The sequence below is a fragment of the Tsukamurella sputi genome, assembly GCF_007858445.1.
Lineage (GTDB): Bacteria > Actinomycetota > Actinomycetes > Mycobacteriales > Mycobacteriaceae > Tsukamurella > Tsukamurella sputi.
This window is the reverse complement of sequence record NZ_VIGV01000004.1, coordinates 278832-299764: the sequence shown is the minus strand read 5'-3', so window position 1 is coordinate 299764 and position 20933 is coordinate 278832. Positions and strand designations below refer to the sequence as shown.

Genomic DNA, 20933 nt, shown 5'->3' with positions numbered 1-20933 from the left:
CGAATGTGCCTGGTCAGCAGGGTCTCTAGCGCGTGGTGTAGTTCGGCGCCTCGACCGTCATCGTGATGTCGTGCGGATGCGATTCTTTCAGACCGGCCGCGGTGATCTGCACGAACTGGGCGCGGTTGAGGTCCTCGATCGTCTGGCTGCCGGTGTAACCCATGGCCGCGCGGAGGCCACCGGTGAGCTGGTGGATCACCGAGCTGAGCGGGCCGCGGAAGGGCACGCGGCCCTCGATGCCCTCGGGGACCAGCTTGTCCTCGGAGAGCACGTCGTCCTGGAAGTAGCGGTCCTTCGAGTAGGACTTGCCCTGGCCGCGGCCCTGCATGGCACCGAGGCTGCCCATGCCGCGGTAGCTCTTGAACTGCTTCCCGCCGACGAGGATCAGCTCGCCCGGCGACTCCGCGGTGCCCGCGAGCAGCGAGCCGAGCATCGCCGTCGACGCGCCGGCCGCGAGGGCCTTCGCCACGTCGCCCGAGAACTGCAGGCCACCGTCGGCGATGACGGGGACACCGGCCGGCGCGCACGCCGCCGTCGCCTCGAGGATCGCGGTGATCTGCGGGGCGCCGACACCCGCGACCACGCGCGTGGTGCAGATGGAGCCGGGGCCGACACCCACCTTCACGCCGTCGACGCCGGCCGCGACCAGCGCCGCCGCACCGCTCCGGGTGGCGACGTTGCCGCCGATGAGCTGGACGTCGTCACCGATCTCGTGCTTGAGCTTCTCGATCATGTTGAGCACGCCGCTCGAGTGACCGTGCGCCGAATCGACGACCAGCACGTCGACGCCGGCGTCGCGCAGCGCCATCGCGCGCTCCCACGCCTCGTCGCCCGCGCCCACCGCGGCGCCGACGAGCAGCCGCCCGTCGGAGTCCTTGGTGGCGTTCGGGTGCTGCTCGGTCTTGACGAAGTCCTTGACCGTGATGAGCCCGGTGAGCCGGCCGCTGCCGTCGACGATGGGCAGCTTCTCGATCTTGTGCCGGCGGAGCAGGCCCAGCGCGGCCTCCGCGGTGACGCCCTCCTGGGCCGTGATCAGCGGCGCCTTGGTCATCACCTCGGCGACGGGGCGCTCGAAGTCCACCTCGAAGCGCATGTCGCGGTTGGTGATGATGCCGACCAGCGTGCCCTTCTCGTCCGTGACGGGCAGGCCGGAGATGCGGAACCGTGCGCACATCTCGTCGACCTCGCGCAGCGTGTTCGACGGGCTGCAGGTGACCGGGTCGGTGACCATGCCGGCCTCGGACCGCTTCACGGTCTCGACCTGCTGCGCCTGCGCCTCGATCGACAGGTTGCGGTGCAGTACGCCCATGCCGCCGTTGCGGGCCATCGCGATGGCCATCCGCGCTTCGGTGACGGTGTCCATCGCGGAGCTGATGAGCGGCACCTTGAGCGTGATCTCGCGGGTGAGCTTGGTCGAGATGTCCACGCCCGACGGGATCACGTCGGAGGCGGCGGGAACGAGGAGCACGTCGTCGAAGGTGAGACCGAGCATCGCGACCTTCGCGGGGTCGTCGCCCCCGATGAAAACATTGCCGGATGTGGGCGCGGAAGAGGCGGAGCGCGTCATGTATCCATGGTACGCGGCGGATTCCTGGGTCCGTACAGCGCGTGTGACTGGCCTTCCCCGGCCGTTTCTGCGTACCGTGGAGGCGTGCGCAACAATCTTCCCCCCGGTCTCCCGCCGGACCCGTTCGCCGACGATCCGAGCGATCCCACCGCCGCCCTGGACTCGCTCGACCCCGGCCAGCCCCTCGACCCCGCCGAACGGCTCGCGGTCGAGGAGGACCTCGCGGACCTGTCCGTGTACGAGGCGCTGCTCGCGCACCGCGGCGTCCGCGGCCTCGTGATCTGCTGCGACGACTGCCAGGAGGATCACTACCACGACTGGGACATGCTGCGCGCGAACCTGCTGCAGCTGTTGGTCGACGGCACCGTCCGGCCGCACGAGCCCGCCTACGATCCGGCGCCCGACGCCTACGTCACGTGGGACTACTGCCGCGGCTACGCCGATGCGGCGATGAACCTCGCCAACGAGGACTGACCGCCGCGGGCACCACCGCAGCACGACGAAGGCCCCCACCGCGAGGTGGGGGCCTTCGTCGTTCCATCCCGTGGGGACTACCGCGGGAAGAGCTCCTCCGGTGCGACGGTCAGGACGGACGTGGCCGCGGCGCGGCGGTCGTCGTCGTGGCCGTCGGCCTGGGCCGCGACGTGGTGGTCGTCGGCGACGTCGTGGTCGGCTCGGTGGTCGTGGTCGGCTCCGTGGTCGTGGGCGTCGTCGTGGGCACCGTCGTCGTCGGCTCCGGCGTCGTGGTCGGCACCGTCGTCGTCGGCGTGGTGGGGCGCGGCGTCGTCGGGCGGGTCGGATGCGTCGTCGGCAGCGGGACCGTGGTGGTCGGCTCCGACGTCGTGGTCGGCGGCACCGAGGGCGAGGGCTCCGGCGGACGCGTCGAGGTGGGCAGGTCGGTGGAACCGACCGGCAGCCCCGCGCGCGCCTCCGCGGCGCGGATCCGCTCCTCGAGCGCGGCGCGGTCCTTGTCGTTCTTCACCTTCGCGGCCTGCTGTCGGGCACTGACCAGGGCCGTCTGCGCGGCGGCCTGATTGCTGGCGTCGATCTGCTTGTCCGCGTTCTCGAGCTGCGCCTTGACCTCCGAGGTCGCCATGGTCTGCGAGGCGGCGTCGGAGAAGACGACCTCCTTGACGCTCCACAGCGGACCGTCACCCGGGCTCGCCGAGTTCACGAGCACCGTGCCGCCACCGAGGATCGCGACGGCGGCCGCCGCGGCGCCGGCCACCAGGCCGAAGCGCCGGCCGCGCCGCGAGGGCGCATCGCCGATCGGCGTGACGTCGCCGCCATCGTCGTCCGACGGTGCGCCGCCGGTCACCGGGACCGGGGGCGGCGCTACCGGACGGGTCTGTCGGGCGGGGCGGAAGCCGCGCCCACGACGCCCGGTCTCGGTGGCCGCGACCAGCTCATCGATCGACGGCCCGGAGGGAACCGGGGTCGTGACGATCTCGTCGCGCCAGTCGGCGAGGAGCGATGCGAGCGCGAACTCGGTCTGGTCCACGGTGCTCACGGCACCACCGGCGGCGAGCGCCTCGATCAGATCGTCGTCCCGGCGGACCGCGGCCACGTCGACGGGAGCACCGTCGTCGGTCACGCGATCGACGAAGCCGGTGTCGTCGGCACCCACGCCGCGCGGCGCTCCAGGACGCATGGGACGCATCGGAGGACCAAGACGGTGAGCGGCCGTGCGCTCGGGGTCATGGGGGTCGAAGCGCCCGTGATCGGCGCCGCGCCCGTCCTTGTCGTCGGCCATGTCAGTTCTCACCTTCTTTCGCGATCTGGTTCTTCAGCTTGGTCAGCGCGCGATGCTGAGCCACACGGACGGCACCGGCGGTGCCGCCCACGGCCTCCGCGGTCTCCTCGGCCGACAGGCCGACGACCACGCGGAGGATCAGGATCTCGCGCTGCTTCTCGGGGAGCGTGCTCAGCAGGCGGGCCATGTCACGGCTCGCCTCAGTGGCGAGCGCGTGGTTCTCGGGTCCGCCTTCCAGCGACGCTCTCTCCGGAATCTCGTCGACGGGGTCGGATTTGTTACGCGCGGCGCTGCGGAAGCCGTCCGCGACCTTGTGCGCGGCGATGCCGTACACGAAGGCCATGAACGGACGCCCCTGGTCTTCATACCGGGGCAGAGCCGTCATCACAGCCATGCACACCTCCTGCGCGATATCCTCAGCCGACAGCGAGTGACGCTCGCCACCACCGACCCGCGCGCGGCAGTACCGCACGACGAGAGGACGGATGGAATCGAGTACGTCTGCGAGCGCCGACCTGTCGCCGCGCGCTGCCTCGCGCACGGCCCGGTCGAGCTCCTCACCTGTCAGATTCATCGCCAGCCTGCATTCCGCCGTTACACCCCTGCCAGATCCGCGCCATCACGAATCCATTCCGCCTCCAGAGCGGCCACGACAGTCGTCATGGCCCCGCCCCGCCCCTCTCCTGGCGATCCGCTGATCATTTTTGCACCGGCCCACCTTAGAGGATTCAACCCCGACTCCGTGGCCGTGCGGTACGCCTTGCCCACAAGTTCTTCGGCGCGCGCGGCGTCGCCCGAGGCCATCGCCGCGGCACCCGCGATGAGCAGGGTCTTCGCGTGGTGACGGGGCCTGGCCGCTCCAGGATCCGCCGCGAGCAGTGCATCCACCGACGTCGCCGCACCCGCGGCGTCCCCCGAGTACACGGCGAGCTCCGCGGCGACCCAGTCCCTGCGCAGGCGCGCGCGGGGCACCGTCCACCACGGGACCGGTGCGTCCGGTCGGACGTCGGCCCGACCGGCTCCGGCCGCCTCCTCGGCGAGACACTCGTCCGCGCGCGCGAGCAGCGCGCCGCTCAGCGCGTACCGTCCGGTGCCCAGAGCGTCCGCAGCGAGCCCCACCGTCGCATCGACCGTCAGCGCCACAGCCAGACTGCAGCCGGGTTCCCCATCCTGTGCGGATGCAAGGGCGAGGGCGGCACCGTCGGGCCCGGTGGCGGCCCGATGACGCCCCGACTGCCGCAGCATCGAGGCATCCAGGCACCGCGCCGCCGAGGCGAACGGGCCGTCGGCGATCCGGGCCGTCAGGGCGCGCGCGGCAGCGAACCGGCCCTCCCCCGCCCGCGCGACGGCCCGCAGCCAGAGCCGGCCCCCCGGCCCGTCGAGCGGACCGACGGGACCGCAGTCGACACCGAACGCCCCGACGAGGAGAGCCTCCGTGGAGACGCCCGATTGTCCAGTTTCCAAAGATTTAACCTTCCAGAATTTGCAGCCGTGACAATGGATCACCAGGGTCATTCGCGGGCGTCGACGTTACAATCGTGTAAGACGATTTCCGCTCCTCAGCCGATCAGGGTCACCTCATAGTTACGGCGTACGACAATTCAAAACATATCACTACCTGCATCGATCATGCGACGCACCCGCGGTTCACGGTCGCAATTCCGCAGCTGCATACCGCTGAGACGAATGAACACGACGTTAATTTTCACCGTGATCGAAACACCCCTCGGATACGCTCCAGCGGGTTGACCTTCGTCTAGCGAACTGCCTACGGTGAGAGCGCGAGAGGAACAACGACGTTTCCACGCCCGCGAGACCGCCGAGTGTCTGGAGAATGCGCATGCCTCAACCGAACGAACTGCCCGGTCCGAACACGGACTTCTGGGACTGGCAGATGCACGGTGTGTGCCGCGGCGTGGACAGCTCGGTCTTCTTCCATCCGGACGGCGAGCGCGGCCGGGCGCGCGCCCAGCGGGAGCGGCGCGCCAAGGAGCTGTGCCGCACCTGCCCCGTTCTGACGCAGTGCCGGGCGCACGCCATCACCGTCGCCGAGCCCTACGGCATCTGGGGTGGCCTGTCGGAGTCGGAGCGCGCAGCACTGGCCTCCAAGTCGCGCGTGAAGGCGAACCGCATCGCGGGCTGAGCCCGCCCCGGACGACGGAGCGCCCCCGACCGGCTGGTCGGGGGCGCTCCGGTTTCGTACGGGCGTGCTCGGGTGATCCCTAGTGGGAGTGGCCCGCGTGCGCGTCCTCGGCCTCCTCGGCCGGCTTGTCGACGACGGTGGCCTCGGTCGTGAGGATCATCCGCGCCACCGACGCGGCGTTCACCACGGCGCTGCGGGTGACCTTGACCGGGTCGATGACACCGTCGGCGATGAGGTCGCCGAAGGCCAGCGTGGCGGCGTTGAAGCCCTTGCCGGTCTCGGTGACCTGGTTGACGATGACGGCACCGTCCTCGCCCGCGTTGGTGGCGATCCAGAACAGCGGGGCGGTCAGAGCGCGACGGAAGGCGCGCACGCCCAGCTTGTAGTCGCCCTCGGCGCCGTCCTCGAGATCGGCCAGCTGCGCGCTGACCTTGACCAGGGCGGTGCCGCCGCCGGAGACGATGCCCTCCTCGACCGCGGCACGCGCGGCGGAGACGGCGTCCTCGACGCGGTGCTTGCGCTCCTTGAGCTCGGTCTCGGTGTGCGCACCGACGCGGATCACGGCGACGCCGCCGGCCAGCTTCGCGAGGCGCTCGGAGAGCTTCTCGCGATCCCAGTCGGAGTCGCTGTTCTCGATCTCGGCCTTGATCTGCGCGGCGCGCTGCTGCACGTCCTCCTTGGAGCCGGCACCGTCGACGATGGTGGTGGCGTCCTTGGTCACCTCGACGCGCCGGGCGCTGCCCAGCAGGTCGATGCCGGCCGTGGCCAGCGTGAGGCCCAGGTCGGTGTTGATGACGGTGCCGCCCGTGACGATGGCGAGGTCCTCGAGGAAGGCCTTGCGGCGATCACCGAAGAACGGCGCCTTCACGGCGACGGCGCGGATGGTCTTGCGCAGGGTGTTGAGCACCAGGGTCGACAGGGGCTCGCCCTCGACGTCCTCGGCGACGATGAGCACCGGCTTGCCGGTCTCGACGATCTTCTCGAGCAGCGGCAGGAAGTCCGGCAGCGAGGTGATCTTGTCGCGCACCAGCAGCACCAGGGCGTCGTCGAAGACGACCTTGCGCTCCTCGAGATCCGTGACGAAGTTCGGGGAGATGTAGCCCTTGTCGAACTGCACGCCCTCGGTCACGACGACGTCGGTCTCGACGCCCGAGCTCTCCTCGACGGTGACGACGCCGTCGGCGCCCACCTTGCCCATCGCGGAGCCGATCATCTCGCCGAGCTCGGCGTCGCGCGAGCTGACGGTCGCGACCTGTGCGATCGCCTTCTCGCCGTCCACCGCGGTGGCCTGCGAGATCAGGATCTCGGCGGCCTTGTCGGCGGCCGCACCGATGCCCTTGCCGAACTCGATCGGGTTGGCGCCGGCGGCGACGTTGCGCAGCCCCTCCTTGACGATCGCCTGCGCGAGCACGGTGGCGGTCGTGGTGCCGTCGCCGGCGATGTCGTTGGTCTTGGTCGCGACGGACTTGACCAGCTGGGCGCCCAGATTCTCGACCGGGTCCTCCAGCTCGATCTCCTTGGCGATCGTCACACCGTCGTTGGTGACGACGGGGCCGCCGAAGGCCTTCGCCAGCACCACGTGGCGGCCACGGGGGCCGAGCGTGACCTTGACCGCGTCGGCGAGCTCGTCGACTCCGGCCTCCAGGCTGCGGCGCGCCGACTCGTCGAATGCGATTTGCTTAGCCATGTTTGAAAGCTCCTCAGCTCTGCGGAAACGGCCGGACCGCCCCGCCCCGGCTGTATCCCAGGGGGTCGGGGCGGTCCGGAATTCGCACGGTGTGCGCCGTTACTTGCCGATGACGGCCAGGACGTCGCGCGCGGAGAGCACGAGGAACTCCTCGCCGTTGTAGTTGAACTCGGTGCCGCCGTACTTGCTGAACAGCACGGTGTCGCCCTCGTTGATGCCGGTGGGAACCCGGTTGCCCTGCTCGGTCACGCGGCCCTCGCCGACGGCGACGACGGTGCCGGTCTGCGGCTTCTCCTTGGCGGTGTCCGGGATGACCAGGCCCGACGCGGTGGTGGTCTCGGCCTCGGTGGCCTTGACCAGGATCTTGTCGTCAAGCGGCTTGATGTTCACGCTCGCCACAGTTCGCCTCCATGTGTGGAATCTCTGTCAGTTTGGGTGGCCCGAAAGTCACAGCCGTCGTCGCGGGTGCCGGCGTCACCTTGTACGTCCGGGTTGCCCCGTCCGCACGAACCACTTAGCACTCTACCCACGGGAGTGCTAGCACTCAAGGGCGGCGTTGCGATAGATCAGTGGGTCAGGTGCTCCACCATCAGAACCTGCAGTTCACCGACGAGGAAGCCGAGGATCGCGCCGACCATGATGAGCGTCTTCTCATCGGCCTGGAACGCCGGCCGCAGCACCCCCTCGAACTCGTCGGGCGTCATCGCAGCCATCTTCTGCACCATCGTGGTGCGGATGTCCAGCTTGGCGTCGAGGTAGTCGTTGGCATCGGCCAGCATGACCGGCATCGAGGTGACGAAGTCGTCGGCACCCGCCCGCGACATGGCCGCGATCCGGGTCATGTCCAGGCCGCCCGCGACCTTCCCCACCGTGCCGCCGACGGCACCCCCGACCATCCCGACCGCGTCGGCGACCACGCCGACCAGGTTGCCCGCGGTCAACGGACCGAGCCCCACCTTGCCGAGCCCCAGGTTCTCCGAGTTGCTCCGCAGCGCCTTCTCGACGCTCGGGATCTCATCCTCCATCGCCTCCCGCAGCACTCCCGCCACGACCGTCACCAGCTGATCGCGCTGCGGCCCGGTGAAGAGAGACCGGACCAGCCGCTCCGCAGTCAGCACGCGGGTGGCGATGAGCGCGCCGTACTCCTCGGAGACCGGGAGGCGATGCTTCTGGAACAGGCCCTGCCACGGGATGACGCCGAGATACTTCTTCGGCTCCTTCGGGTTGAAGATCAGGCGCAGCGCCGCCCAGTCGGTGAACCAGCCGGTGAAGAGGCCGAACAACGGCATGATCCACGGATTGCGGAAGAGCGCCCAGCACGCGGCCTGCAGCAGGCCGATGAAGAAACCGAAGACAAGGCCGCTGTTGCGGATGAAGGCGAACTCCCGGCGGCCGACGTCGAGGAACATCTTCTCCAGCACGTCGGGATCGGCCAGCACCTCGCGCGTGACCATCTCCTTGAGATCGAAGACCTCGTCGATGTTCTCCCGGATCGCGGCGACCAGCTTCGGCACGAGGTCCCGCGCGATCACCTGCGCGCGCTGGATCACCAGATCCTTGGCCGTGGTGGGGAGCAGGTTCCACAGCGCGGGCTGGTACTCGGCGGCGACCTCGGGCACGATCCGCGCGACCTCGCGGCGCAGCTGTCGCTCCATCCGGTCGCCCAACTCGTCCGGGTCGACCTTCTCGAGGATGTCCGACGCCGAGACCAGCCGGTCGGTGAGGGTGTCGCACAGCACCTCGACCATCTGCGGTGCCCGCTTCGGGATGATGCCCTGCCAGCCGAGCTTGCCGATGCCCTTGAAGGTGTGCGGCCGGAACATCATCCGGATGGCGACGACCTTGGTGCCGTAGCCGATGAGGGCCGCGATGATCGGCATCGAAGCGTAGACGAGCCAGTTCCGCTGAACGTCCGCAGTGATCTCGGCCCACGACTGCATGGCGTCACCCTACGCAGCGGGGTCGGCCCCGTGGGGCCGATCCGCGCAGGTCACCCGACGGTGCGCCGTCCCCGCTCCGAGCGCGCGGCGTAGCTCGCGCCGACTCCGAGCAGGGTGACGCCGACCAGGAGGAAGGCGATCACCCGGACCACTCCGTCGAGGGCGGCGAGGTCGAACAGGAAGAGCTTGGCGACCGCTCCACCGATGAGCACCAGGCCGGCCACCGCTCCCCCGTCGCGGCGGCGCTGCAGCAGCAGGTACGCGCCGGTCGCGATCCACAGGAGGGTGGCGAGGCCGTGGCCCCAGCGGGCGCCCTCCGCACCGGCGAGCGCCCAGCCGAGATTCGCGAGCAGCGCGGTAGCCGCGCCCAGAGCGGCGATGCCGCAGACCACCCCGATCAGGCTCCGCGTCTCCGCGGACACCCACGGCACCAGGCGCCACGCCGCGACGACCGCGAAGGCGAGGGCGAGCGCGGCTGCGGCGATCGCCGGCAGACCGCCCGCGCCGGGGACGGTCCCGTCGAGCAGGGTCACCGTCGGCCCGTATTCCGCGAGGGCGAGGACGAGGCCCATCCCGCCCAGCGCCGCAGCGGCCCAGCAGGCCGACGGTGCGCGGCCGGCCGCGACGAGACCGCCGACCGCCGACGCGAGCACGACGGCCGGCAGCGAGCCGGCGGGCACGGAGACCAGCGCGCCGATCAGGGCGCTGAAGGCGGCCGCCCCGAACCACACCGCACGCACCGGCGACGCCGTTCCGGGCATGACGCCGAGGGCGATCGTCGCCGCGACGAGGGCGAGGGCGGCGAACGCCGAGGCCCAGTCGGGAGCGCCGGCCATGGCGAGGAGAACGGGTGCCAGGGTGACGAGACCCGCCGCGACGAGCGGCCACGAGCGGGCGGCACGCGCGTGGGCATCGGCGGCCGCGAGCAGCCCGACGACGGCGCCGAGCACGGCGCCACCGAGGATCGGGAGCGCATCGGACTGCGCGGCGGCGAGGGCGAGGACCGCGAGGGTCCCGGACGTGCCGACGGAGCGCACCACGTGCAGCCACGGCCACGCGGCGGGACGGGCGACGCCGAGCGAGGCGATCGCGAGGATGAGCGTGAAGCCGCCGAGCAGGTAGCCGTTGTCGGCCAGCGGCGGCGCCAGCAGGTAGACGGGGCCGAACAGGGCGATCCCGAGCCACTGGCTCTTCCACCGCGCGGCCAGCGCCAGCCCGCCGAGGGCGATCAGTCCGGAGAGAGTGAGCCCGACCGTCGGGTGGACCCAGTCGTAGATCCCGGTGACGGCGACGGTGTCGAGGTAGGCGGCCGCGATGCCGGTGGCGGCCAGCGCCGGGCCGCCGATCCGGCCGCCGGGACGTCGGTGCAGCCAGAGGGCGGCGCCGAGGAGCCCGACGGCGAGCGCGGCGCCCAGCCCCACGCGCACCGCGGGCCCGAGCAGGCCGGCCTGCGCCGCGAGCACGAGGAGCAGCGCGACGCCGATGAGCGTGACGAGCACGCCCGCCCCGGCCAGCACCCGCGCGACGGTGAAGATCGACGCACGGGCGGGCCCGGCGGTGACGGGCCCGCGCGCGACGGGCGGGGCGGGGAACGGGACGGGCGGGGGCGGGGCCGGCCGCGGGTGCGGCGCCGGCGCGGGCGCCGTCCGGGGAGCCGCGGACGTCATGAGCACGGGCGCGGCGCCGGGCCGCTGCACCTGCGCCAGCTGGCCCTGCATCCATTGCAGCCGTCTGACGGTGATGTCGAGTTCGACGGCGAGCCGGTCGATCCGGGGGTCGGTGATGGTCATACCCCTACGCTGCCGCGCCGGGGCGCGGCGCGGCAGCGTAGGACTACTCAGTTCGCGACGGTACTTCCCACCTCGGACGGGGCCCGCGAACCGGCGGCGACACCGTCGGACCCGCGACCGCGGGAGAGGGCCCGCACCGACACCGTGCCGGCGAGGCCGACGAGGGTGAGCCCGACGACGACGGCGATGGCCGTGGTCATGCCCGGCAGCAGCTGTCCGGGCAGGGCCTGGGAGCCCGCGCTGGTGGTGATCGCGGTGACGACGGCCATCATCACGGCGCCGCCCACCTGGATGAAGGTGTTCAGCAGGCCGGATGCGAGGCCCTGCTCGTCGTCGTCGACACCCTCGGTGGCCTGCGAGTTCACGGCCGGGAAGGTGAGGGCGAAGCCCACGCCGAGCAGCAGGATCGTCGGGAACAGGAACAGCCAGTAGCTGGCCCCGGCCTCGGCGCGGAGGAACCAGACGTACGCGCCGAGGAAGGCCGTGAGGCCGATCGCGACGAGCACGGTGCTGTTCACTCGGTCGAGCACGGCGTCGATCTTGGTGGCCGACGCGACGACGAGAAGCCCGGCCGGCAGGAAGGCGAGCGACATCGCGACCGGGCTCCAGCCCAGCGAGTCCTGCACGTACAGGGTCACCAGGAACTGGAAGGCCGCGTAGCCGCCGAACATCACGAAGCCGGCGAGGTTGGCGTGCACCAGCCGGACCGAACGCAGGATGCCCAGCCGGACCAGCGGATGCCGGTGCTTGGCCTCGATGACGACGAAGGCCACCGCGAGCAGCGCGGACACCGCGAACAGGGTCAGCACCGTCGGCGAGGCCCAGCCGAGGTGGGGCGCCTGGACCACGGTGTAGACGAGGATCAGCAGCGCGCCGGTGGAGGTGAGGGCCCCGGCCACGTCGAAGCGCTTGAGCGCGAAGGTCTCCGACGGGGCGGTGCGAGGGATGACCTTCCAGCCCAGCACGACGAGCGCGAGCGCGATCGGGCCGGGGAAGAGCAGGGTGAGCCGGTAGGAGACCTCGGTGAGCAGGCCGCCGAAGACCAGTCCCATCGAGAAGCCGGAGGCTCCGGCGACCGTGTAGATGGAGAAGGCCTTGTTGCGCGCCGGCCCCTCCGCGAAGGTCGTGGTGATGATCGACAGGCCCGCCGGGACGGTGAACGCCGCGGCGACGCCCTTGACGAAGCGCAGCGCGATGAGCGCGGCGGGGAGGTCGACGAAGGCCGTGGCCACGGATGCCACGCCGAAGACGAGGACGGCGCCGAGGAAGACCGGACGCCGGCCGATCAGGTCCGCCGCGCGGCCGCCCAGCAGCAGCAGGCCGCCGTAGCCGAGCACGTAGCCGGAGACGATCCATTGCAGCGCAGACGGTTCCATGCCGAGCGCGGATTTGATGGAGGGCAGGGCCACGCCCACCATCGAGATGTCGAGGGCGTCGAGGAACAGGGCGCCGCAGAGGACGAGCAGGAGCAGCCAGGTGGTCCGGGTCCAGCCGGACGCGGTGGTGACGTGGAGTTCTTCCCGCCCGGGGTTCGGGGTCGACGGTGCTGTCGGGGGTTCGTGTGTCGTGGTCACCCCGAGAACTCTATGCGCACGCATTAATTGTGTCTACATTTATTTCTCAGGAATATTTCTGGGCCGTCGGATGTAGACTGCGGACATGAGCGTGAAAGACCAGGTGGCGGTGGATACGTGCACTCCCGCCGACGATGCGCTGGCGGCGCAGTGGCACCGCCTGATGCGGGACTACTCGCGGATGACGTGCGCTCTGGATCGCGCGCTGGGCGCCCACGGGCTCACCTCGTCGGAGTTCGAGGTGCTCGAGCAGTTGGTACGGGCCCGCACCGCCGACAGCGGCAAGGTCCGCATGTCCGACCTGGCCGAGCACGTGCACCTGTCCCAGTCCGCGCTCTCCCGGCTGGTCGCACGGCTGGAGAAGGACGGGCTCGCCACGCGCAGCATGTGCGAGAGCGACCGCCGCTCCGTGTTCACCGCCATCACCGACAGCGGCCGGGAGCGCTACGACGCGGCTCGGCCGACCCAGCGCGCGGTGCTGCGCGCCGAGTCGGCCGAGTGCGAGATGCGGGAGTACCTCTGCGGCGAGGAGTGACTACTCCGCGTCCGCCGGTGCGGGCTTCGGGATCAGCAGCGCGATGACGCCGGCCAGCACCGCGGCGACGGCCGCGACCACGAAGATCGTCTCGAAGGCGCCCTGCGTCGGGATCACGTGTCCGGCCATGGTGACCGACTTCGCGGAGATGATCGCCGCGGCGACCGCCGAGCAGATCGTGGTGCCCAGCGAGCGCATGAGCGCGTTGAGGCCGATGGCCGCGCCGGTCTCGTTCTGCGGCACCGACGACATGATGATCGTCGGCATCGCCGCGTAGGCGATCGCGACGCCGACGGTGCCGACGATCGAGGCCAGCGAGAGCTTCCACGCCGCGTCCATGAGGAAGTAGGCCAGCACGTAGCCGGCGGCCACCACGAAGGCGCCGATCGCGAGGGTGACGGCGGGACCGACCTTCTTGATCAGGATGCTCGACACGGGCGCGAAGATCATCATCATGATGCCGCCGGGCATCATCCACAGACCGGCCTCGAGCATGCTCTTGCCCAGGCCGAATCCGGTCGCCGTGGGGTACTCCATGATCTGCGGGACGCAGAGCATCATCGCCATCATGCCGAAGCCGATCGTGACGGTCGCGATGTTGGTGATGAGCACGCGGGGCCGCGCGGAGGTGCGAAGGTCGACGAGCGGGTCGTCGTGGCGGAGCTCGTAGAAGCCCCACGCGAGAAGGACGACGAGGCCACCGACAAGCAGGCCGATCGTGGTGCCGGAGGACCAGCCCCAGTCGTTGCCCTTCGAGACCGCCACCAGGGTGGAGACCAGGCCCACGGCGAGGCCGATCGAGCCGATCACATCGATGCGCCCGCCGACACCGGGGGCACCGTCGGGCAGGACGAACAGGACGGCGGCCAGGATGAGCGCGGCGAGCACCGTCGACACCCAGAACAGCATGTGCCAGTCGTAGGTCTGCGCGATCCACGCCGACAAGGGCAGGCCGATAGCGCCGCCGACACCGAGCGTCGCGCTCATGGCGGCGACGGCGGTCGCGGTCATCGACGGCGGGGTGACCTCGCGCATCATCGAGATGCCGACGGGGATGAAGGCCATCGCCAGCCCCTGGAACACCCGGCCGGTGAGCATGAGCAGCAGGCCACTGGACAGCGCGGCCGCGAGCGAGCCCGCCACCAGCAGCGCGGCGCTGAGGATGAGGACGCGGCGCTTGCCGATCATGTCGGCGAGGCGGCCGCCGATGGGCATCGCGACCGCGGCGGCGAGCAGCGTGGCCGTGATGACCCACGAGGCGTTGGCCGACGTGGTGTTCAGCAGCTGCGGCAGTTCGGGCTGGATCGGGATCACGAGCGACTGCATCAGCGCGGCCACCATGCCGCCGAAGCACAGGATGACCACGGTCACGAGTGGATGGTTCCGGCGGGAGCCGCTCGCGAGCGTGCCCTCCGGCGCGGTAACGGTGCTGGTCACGAAGACCACCTCTCTACGCGGGGAACGACTGCATGTGTGTAACATACACATCGTTGAACTGTGCAACCATATGCCTCGGCCCCGCACCGTGCAACACGGACATTTCCCAGGAGGACCCATGGATGACGCGGCCCGCCGGCTCGAGCGCGAGATCAACGCACTGGGGCAGCACATGCGCGCCCGCCCCCGGACCATGGGGTTGCACCTCGACCGGTCGGCGTACCACGTGCTGCTGCTCCTGGACTACGCCGGGCCCAGCACGCTCAAGGAGATCGCCGTCGCGCTCGAACTCGAGCAGTCGACCGTGAACCGGCAGGTCAACAAGGCCATCAGCCAGGGACTCCTCGAGGCCGACGGTGCCCTCTCGGGGCCCAAGCGCATCCGCGCGACCGAGGCCGGGCGCGCCGCCTACCTGCGTGACCGGAAGGTGAAACTGCAGGGCATCGGAGAGATCCTCGGCGACCTCGACGAGGCCGACCGCGAGGCGCTGATCGGCGGGCTGACCGCGCTCAACGCCGCACTGGCGGCGCGCGCGGAGGAGCGCTGAGCCTCAGCCTGGTCCTACAGCTTGGTGCGGGTCACCGACAGGCCCGGATCGGTGGCGGCGCCCAGGTCGGTGGGCGTCGGGTCCGCATCGATCACGTGCGCCCCCAGGGTGGCGATCATGACGCCGTTGTCGGTGCACAGTCGCGGCTTCGGTACGCGCAGCTCGATTCCCGCGGCGTCGCACCGCTCCTGCGCAAGGCTGCGGATCCGCGAATTCGCGGTGGCACCGCCGCCGAGCACCATCGTCTCGACGCCCACGTCCTGCGCAGCGCGGATCGCCTTGAAGGTCAACACGTCCGCGACGGCCTCCTGGAAGGACGCGGCGATGTCCGGCACGTTCAGCTCGCGGCCGGCCGCCCGCTCCGCCTCCACGTGCCGCGCGACCGCGGTCTTGAGACCGCTGAAGGAGAAGTCGTTCCGCGCGTCCTGCTGACGCATCATGGCGCGGGGGAAGCGGATGGCCTGCGGGTCACCGTCTTCCGCGAGCCGATCGATCACCGGTCCGCCCGGGTAGCCGAGACCCAGGAGCCGGGCCACCTTGTCGAAGGCCTCGCCCGCGGCGTCGTCGACGGTGGTGCCGAGCTCGACGATCGGCGCGCCCAGGTCGGTGACGTGGAGCAGATGCGTGTGCCCGCCGGAGACGAGCAGCGCCACGCACGGCGGCATCGGCCCGTGCTCCAGGGTGTCGACGGCGACGTGTCCGCCGAGGTGGTTGAGGCCGTAGAAGGGCACGTCCCACGCCGCTGCGTAGGCCTTCGCGGCCGCGACGCCCACGAGCAGGGCGCCGGCGAGGCCGGGGCCGATGGTGACGGCGAGCGCGTCGGGGCGATCGACGCCCGCGGCTGCGAGGGCGCGATGCATCGTCGGGACGATCGCCTCCAGGTGGGCGCGCGAGGCGACCTCGGGCACCACACCCCCGAACCGGGCGTGCTCGTCCTGCGATGAGGCCACCTCGTCGGCGAGCAGTCGGGCGGTGCGGGACTGCGGATCCCACTCGACGACACCGACGCCGGTCTCGTCGCACGAGCTCTCGATGCCCATGACGATCATGCGCGCTCCCCCTTCGGTTCCCGCTTCATCGTGTACGCGTCGGCACCGGAGGGCCGGTAGTAGTTCTTCCGCACCCCGACGGTGGCGAATCCGTTGCGCTCGTACAGGGTCCGGGCGGTGTCGTTATCGGTGCGGACCTCGAGGAAGACGGCGCCGCCGTGCCGGTCGGCCTCGTCGAGCAGGGTGCGCAGCAACGCGAACCCCACTCCCCTGCCCTGGTATTCGGGATCGACGCCGATCGTCAGGACCTCGGACTCGGGGAAGAAGGTGTTTCCCAGCAGGCCGATCCCGGCGTAGCCGACGAGTCGATCGCCCGCCTCGGGGTCGCGTGCCGCGAAGAAGCGGGTGTGCCGCTCGGGCGCGAACGAGGGTGCGGGCCAGGGGCTGTCACCTGCGAAGAGGATCTGCTCCAGCTCCGCGCACCGATCGGCCTCGTCGGGACGCAGCGGTCCGATCGGGATCTCAGGCACGTGCGGCCGTTTCGACGGCGTCCGGACGGCGCAAGTACAGCGGCACCAGTGGTTGCGGCGCGGTGCCGAGTAGGTGCTCACCCACTGCGACGAGGCTCGACGGGCTCGGCGACCCCTCGACGACGCGCGCGCCCTCGGTGTCCAACTCGGCCGGCTTGATGACGCCGGGCCCGGCGGTGCGGACACCGTCGGTGTAGCGGGCCCAGTAGACCTCCTTGCGCCGCGCGTCCGTGACCACGACGATCTCGCCCGGCTCGCCGTGCGCGATCGCGTCGAGGCTGCACACACCGTGCACCTCGATGCCGAGCGCATCGCCGAAGGCGGCGCCGGTGGCCATGCCGACCCGCAGGCCGGTGAACGGGCCGGGGCCGCAGCCGACGATGACGGCACCCAGGTCCTCGCGGCGAAGACTCGCCTCGGCGAGGCATTCGAGCAGGTAGGGCACCAGCACCTCCGCGTGGCCGCGGGCGTGCGTCCGGTCGCGACGGGCGAGCACCGCGCCGGTCTCGGAGTCGACGATGCCCACCGTGAGCGCCGGTGTGGCGGTATCCAGGGCGAGCACGTACATACCTGCAGGTTACCGCCTCACCGGCGCCCGTCCCGAATCCGCTCGGGCATCAGGATGGGAGCATCAGGCCCCGCACGACGCGCGCCATGACGACCCTGATCTCATCGAGTGCAGAATCGCGGTTCTCCGCACGACTGACGTAGAGCGCCGATTCGTCCAGCATGCCGAGCAGCAGATGAGCGACGGCGCGAGTCGGCTGGGGCGCGATCGTCCCCTGTTCGACCGCCCGAGTGATCACTGTCTCGATCAGCGCGATTCCGTACTTCTCGCCCCGGGCACGCCAACCTTCCCAGCCGAGTACCGAGGGGGCGTCGATCATCGTGATACGCGTGACGCCGGGGTCGGCGATCGCATCCATGAAGCTGTCGACAGCGACGAGCATCGTCTCGACCGGGTCGAGCTCGCCCGCTGCGAGCACAGCGCGGGCCGCGACGCCGATCGTGCTCTCCTCCAGTGCGTCGAAGACGGCCTCGAACAGTCCGCGCTTGTCACCGAACTGGTGATAAAGCGCACCGCGGGTGACGCCCGCGGCTTCGACTATCGCCTGCGTCCCCACACCGGCGTAGCCGTGCTCGCCGAACAGCGTTCGCGCCGCGCGCATCAGTGCAGCGCGGGTCGCGGCCGTTCGTTCCGCCTGCGTCCGACGTCCCCTCGGTTCTGCACCATTGACTTCCATACAGGCTGCACGTAACTTTCATACCGATTGACTGTAACTGCACCCCGACATTAACCCTCGACCACTCGAAGGATGCGCCATGCGGTGGTTCTACCTGGTCATGATGGTCATCAGTACCGTGGTGCCGTGGGTCAGCTTCGGCGGGTTCTTCGCCGCCGAGGGACTCGATCCCCCTCTCTTCCTGACGAGTCTGTTCCCGAACGGGGCGGCGTCCGGCTTCACCGCCGACGTGTTGCTCTCGATCGCCGTCTTCCTGGTGTGGTCGGCGACGGACGCGCAGCGCACGGGCGTGCGCCGGTGGTGGCTCGTAATCCCGACGACCTGCCTCGTCGGGCTGTCACTCTCGCTTCCGCTGTACCTCTACCTGCGGGAGACCCGCGCCGTCCCAGAGGCCACCCGCGGCGCGGCGACCGCACCGCCAAGAGCGCCCGCGTGAGTTTCGCCTCCCTCCGTCCGGCACCGCCGACTTCATCGAGAATCAGGGACTGCGGGGGGGTGCGCGCTCGTGGGCGACGACACGGGCGGCGCGAACTGCCAGTGCCTGCCGCGGGACCTGCCGCGAACTGGTCGGGCGGGTGGTGCTCACGAACTGCGACGCCTTCGACACTCTTCCGCCGCAGCCCTCCCCGCGCTACTCGCGCTACTCGCGCTACTGCGGTATCGCGTACTGATCAAGCCGATCACGTCGACTCTGAAACGGCCAGCACTACGCCGCTGCCCGTCGGCTTCGGTCTATTGGTCACTGATCCCGATCGACCCCTCCTCCTCCCCCCGGAGCGACGCCAACACAAGCGGCGGCGAAGATCCGTCGGACCACGCGCGTGTCTCGCCGACCGCGCCCTTCAATCCCACGCTGAGGCGCAGGCTCGCCGCCGCCTTCGGGGACGATCACCCGGGCGGCACGCGGTTCATCGAGGTCGAGGGTGAGCACGCCTACTTCCCACCAACCAGCCTTCGTTCCCTCAACCAGCCGCAGGCGGTCATGCCGGCGATCGCCAAGGCCCGCTGGTACAGCGCCTCGCGCACCGCTCGACCCACTAGAAGGGAGGCGGCTCGTCGGGCGGCGGGTGGTGCGCGGGGTCACGCCCGGTAAGGACCGTTTCAAGGCGATGGTCGATGGCGCTGAGGCTCTCACGTTCTCGGTCGAGGGCGCGCAGATGCGCCGCGCGGAGACGCTCGCGGCGCTGGTGTTCCCGTTGGAGTCGCGTGAGCCCACTCGGCAGTGACGTCTTCCGAATCCGGGTGGAGGTAGGTGCGGTCCACGCGACGCGGGCAAGGTCGGGGAACAGCGCACGCACGGTACGGCTCGGGTCGACGATCACCCGTTGGCCGGTGGGGCCGATCCAGAGGATTCGGCCGTCGGACATGCGTGCGTCGGTCCAGACACCTGCGGTCTTGAGCTGATGGTGCGGCACGCAGAGGGGCTGCCCGTTCACAGCACTGGTCGCGCCGCCCCGGGCGGGAGCGTCATGGTCGTACTCGCGCGAGTGGTCGAGCTGACAGCGGGACGCAGGCCGGGTGCAGAACGGGAACACGCAGCGCGGGTAGACGAACGCGAGATAGCGGGTGAGGTCGGCGGAGAACCGGTATCCGCTGCTGCCCTGCGCGATCACCAAGGCCCGCGGGCTCACGACCGGCCCGGACGGCGCGGTAGCGGGGCTCTGGCCGTCCGCATCCGGGGTCGCCGGAGGCAGAGCTCGCCCCTGTACCTCAGTCGGTGATTCCGCATCCGCTGGGGCGGAATCATGTGCTGAAGGAATGACTTCCGCAACCGATGCCGATGCCGAGTCCGCGACGTCGACCACAGGCGGACCCGCGTGGCAGCAGCGGGCGGCGACGAGGACCGCCGACGGCGCTGGGCGCGCCACGTCGACGCCCGTCGCGCGGAACCAGGCCGATCGCGGCCCGGATCCCGCAGGCCGACCGGGCTGCACAGGAAGGTGCTCGCGTTCGACGCCCGCATCAGGAGGAGGGTGCACTGCCGCAGCATCATCAGCATCGTTAGCAGGGTGCGCGTCTGCAGCAGCCGGTGTTTCCGTGGCAGCGCCCGAGTCATCCGTGTCGGGGAGTTCGACGCCGAACGGGCGGAGCACAGCGTCGTCGCGGGCGGCGAGATCGCGGGCGTGCTGGGCGGTCACCGGACCGTGGCCCATCAGGAACCCGGAACCGGTGTGGCCCGGATCGGCGAGCGTTTTCTCGTTGACCACCACGTGGATGAGCGTGCGGTACCGGACGACGACCCGCGCGCCCTCGTCGTCGGCTCCGCAGTCGCCGGCCGGTCGGGCTTCCCGTACAGGGCACCCCTCGTCCTCACACCAGCACCCGAGCGTGACGAAGCCGCGGATCAGCATCATCAAGCCGTCCGCTCGGCGCTGCGCCGCCGTGCGCGGGTCACCGTCGCAGACCGACGCGGCGATCCCGTCCACCCGGACGTCGAGCTCGCGCCCCTCGTGTGCCGTCAGCAACGCGTACGCCGCGGCCATTCCGTCCTCGGCGGGCCGGACCGTCAGCCGGCGATCATCCTCCGCCATGCGCCGCCTGCGTTCGGCGGCCACGGGGTCAATGTCCTGCACCAGCCGATCCGCCGCCTCGCGCAGCGCCGGCACCGAGACGATCGACAGCGGATCCTCGGCCAGCAGCTCGGCGAGCTGATCGTCGAATTCGAGTGCCTGCGCGCCGGTGAGCGCCCGCGCCCGGCTCAGCGCCTCCATCCCGCCGCGCGGGGACAGGACGCCCCGCCCGATCAACGCGAACACCCGCGGGAGCCGTTCGACGAATCCCACCGCCTGCTCGATCACCGTCTCGGTGGCCGTCGACCCGATCCGCAACGCGACCGAGATCTCCGCCTTCACCGCCGCATACGCCGCCGACAGCTCCCGCCGCACCGCGTAGAAGTCGGCACCGCCCATCGGATCCGACGACAGGAACGCCGACTCGCGCTCCCCGTACCGGTCGCGGAACAGCGCATACACCGCCGAGACGGTCCGGCAGAAGGCGAGGTTCTCGCACCGTCGCTGCTCCAGCAGGGCCGGCCCGAGCTGCGCGGACCCCGGCACACCCTCGACGAACTCCGGCGGCAGTAGAGCCTCCGGAAGGTTCGCCAAAGCGCCGGACCCGTTCATGTCTTCATCGTACACCTGTTCGATTATTGTGCAAGAGCAGAAGGTGACGAGAACCCTCGAACTTGTCAGTGCAGG

20 protein-coding genes are annotated in these 20933 nt (G+C 70.6%); 5 read left to right on the top strand and 15 right to left on the bottom strand.

Features of this window, described 5'->3' with window-relative positions:
• Positions 1–25: 25 nt before the first annotated feature.
• Positions 26–1567, bottom strand: a complete 1542-nt coding sequence (gene guaB / locus FK268_RS14360) for an IMP dehydrogenase (protein ID WP_146435197.1) — start codon at positions 1565–1567, stop codon at positions 26–28.
• A gap of 84 nt (positions 1568–1651) precedes the next feature.
• On the opposite strand from guaB, the gene FK268_RS14355 reads away from it, so the two are divergent.
• On the top strand, positions 1652–2041 hold the full coding sequence (locus FK268_RS14355; protein WP_126196527.1) for a DUF5319 domain-containing protein: 390 nt from the start codon (positions 1652–1654) through the stop codon (positions 2039–2041).
• Between the two features lie 109 nt (positions 2042–2150).
• Here the strand turns inward: FK268_RS14355 and FK268_RS14350 are convergent, their stop codons facing one another.
• From FK268_RS14350 to FK268_RS14340, 3 genes are read right to left on the bottom strand one after another with little or no spacing between them, the layout of a single operon-like run.
• On the bottom strand, positions 2151–3320 hold the full coding sequence (locus FK268_RS14350; RefSeq protein ID WP_146435194.1) for an anti-sigma-D factor RsdA: 1170 nt from the start codon (positions 3318–3320) through the stop codon (positions 2151–2153).
• A gap of 1 nt (position 3321) precedes the next feature.
• Positions 3322–3894, bottom strand: a complete 573-nt coding sequence (locus tag FK268_RS14345) for a sigma-70 family RNA polymerase sigma factor (protein ID WP_146435191.1) — start codon at positions 3892–3894, stop codon at positions 3322–3324.
• Positions 3895–3914: 20 nt separating this feature from the next.
• Entirely contained in the window at positions 3915–4784 is an 870-nt protein-coding gene (locus FK268_RS14340; RefSeq protein ID WP_146435188.1) for a hypothetical protein, read from the bottom strand.
• A gap of 376 nt (positions 4785–5160) precedes the next feature.
• Here FK268_RS14340 and FK268_RS14335 point away from each other — a divergent pair, with 376 nt between their 5' ends.
• A complete protein-coding gene (locus tag FK268_RS14335) occupies positions 5161–5463 on the top strand; it encodes a WhiB family transcriptional regulator (protein ID WP_146435186.1) in 303 nt (100 codons plus the stop codon).
• A gap of 79 nt (positions 5464–5542) precedes the next feature.
• Here the strand turns inward: FK268_RS14335 and groL are convergent, their stop codons facing one another.
• The 5 genes from groL to FK268_RS14310 all read right to left on the bottom strand — a co-directional run bounded on the left by groL (position 5543) and on the right by FK268_RS14310 (position 12478).
• Positions 5543–7150, bottom strand: a complete 1608-nt coding sequence (groL, locus tag FK268_RS14330; RefSeq protein WP_146435183.1) for a chaperonin GroEL — start codon at positions 7148–7150, stop codon at positions 5543–5545.
• Between the two features lie 99 nt (positions 7151–7249).
• On the bottom strand, positions 7250–7549 hold the full coding sequence (gene groES / locus FK268_RS14325) for a co-chaperone GroES (protein ID WP_146435180.1): 300 nt from the start codon (positions 7547–7549) through the stop codon (positions 7250–7252).
• Between the two features lie 167 nt (positions 7550–7716).
• Positions 7717–9090: a DUF445 domain-containing protein gene (locus tag FK268_RS14320; RefSeq protein WP_146435177.1), complete on the bottom strand. Its 1374-nt coding sequence runs from the start codon at positions 9088–9090 to the stop codon at positions 7717–7719.
• 50 nt (positions 9091–9140) lie between these two features.
• A complete protein-coding gene (locus FK268_RS14315) occupies positions 9141–10880 on the bottom strand; it encodes a DUF2339 domain-containing protein (RefSeq protein WP_146435173.1) in 1740 nt (579 codons plus the stop codon).
• 47 nt (positions 10881–10927) lie between these two features.
• Positions 10928–12478: an MFS transporter gene (locus FK268_RS14310; protein ID WP_146435170.1), complete on the bottom strand. Its 1551-nt coding sequence runs from the start codon at positions 12476–12478 to the stop codon at positions 10928–10930.
• 61 nt (positions 12479–12539) lie between these two features.
• On the opposite strand from FK268_RS14310, the gene FK268_RS14305 reads away from it, so the two are divergent.
• On the top strand, positions 12540–12989 hold the full coding sequence (locus FK268_RS14305) for a MarR family winged helix-turn-helix transcriptional regulator (RefSeq protein WP_146435167.1): 450 nt from the start codon (positions 12540–12542) through the stop codon (positions 12987–12989).
• Here FK268_RS14305 and FK268_RS14300 read toward each other — a convergent pair whose 3' ends face one another.
• Positions 12990–14471 (bottom strand): MFS transporter, encoded by a 1482-nt coding sequence (locus tag FK268_RS14300; RefSeq protein WP_146435164.1) that lies wholly within the window; start codon positions 14469–14471, stop codon positions 12990–12992.
• A gap of 73 nt (positions 14472–14544) precedes the next feature.
• Here FK268_RS14300 and FK268_RS14295 point away from each other — a divergent pair, with 73 nt between their 5' ends.
• Positions 14545–14973 carry a MarR family winged helix-turn-helix transcriptional regulator gene (locus FK268_RS14295; protein WP_158636120.1) on the top strand — a complete coding sequence of 143 codons (429 nt, stop codon included), beginning with the start codon at positions 14545–14547 and terminating at the stop codon, positions 14971–14973.
• 14 nt (positions 14974–14987) lie between these two features.
• On the opposite strand, the gene tsaD is transcribed toward FK268_RS14295, so the two are convergent.
• The 4 genes from tsaD to FK268_RS14280 are packed head-to-tail and all read right to left on the bottom strand — an operon-like array spanning position 14988 to position 17661.
• Positions 14988–16022 carry a tRNA (adenosine(37)-N6)-threonylcarbamoyltransferase complex transferase subunit TsaD gene (gene tsaD, locus FK268_RS14290; protein ID WP_146435158.1) on the bottom strand — a complete coding sequence of 345 codons (1035 nt, stop codon included), beginning with the start codon at positions 16020–16022 and terminating at the stop codon, positions 14988–14990.
• Positions 16019–16492, bottom strand: coding sequence for a ribosomal protein S18-alanine N-acetyltransferase (gene rimI / locus FK268_RS25035; RefSeq protein ID WP_231707085.1), 474 nt, complete (start codon positions 16490–16492; stop codon positions 16019–16021). The genes tsaD and rimI overlap by 4 nt, the downstream gene beginning before the upstream one ends.
• On the bottom strand, positions 16485–17060 hold the full coding sequence (gene tsaB / locus FK268_RS25030; protein WP_231707084.1) for a tRNA (adenosine(37)-N6)-threonylcarbamoyltransferase complex dimerization subunit type 1 TsaB: 576 nt from the start codon (positions 17058–17060) through the stop codon (positions 16485–16487). The genes rimI and tsaB overlap by 8 nt, the downstream gene beginning before the upstream one ends.
• 49 nt (positions 17061–17109) lie before the next feature.
• Positions 17110–17661, bottom strand: coding sequence for a TetR/AcrR family transcriptional regulator (locus tag FK268_RS14280; RefSeq protein WP_438695990.1), 552 nt, complete (start codon positions 17659–17661; stop codon positions 17110–17112).
• A 154-nt stretch (positions 17662–17815) separates the two neighbouring features.
• On the opposite strand from FK268_RS14280, the gene FK268_RS14275 reads away from it, so the two are divergent.
• Positions 17816–18172, top strand: a complete 357-nt coding sequence (locus FK268_RS14275) for a DUF2834 domain-containing protein (RefSeq protein ID WP_146435149.1) — start codon at positions 17816–17818, stop codon at positions 18170–18172.
• A gap of 601 nt (positions 18173–18773) precedes the next feature.
• On the opposite strand, the gene FK268_RS14270 is transcribed toward FK268_RS14275, so the two are convergent.
• On the bottom strand, positions 18774–20858 hold the full coding sequence (locus tag FK268_RS14270; protein WP_158636119.1) for a DUF222 domain-containing protein: 2085 nt from the start codon (positions 20856–20858) through the stop codon (positions 18774–18776).
• Between the last annotated feature and the right edge of the window lie 75 nt (positions 20859–20933).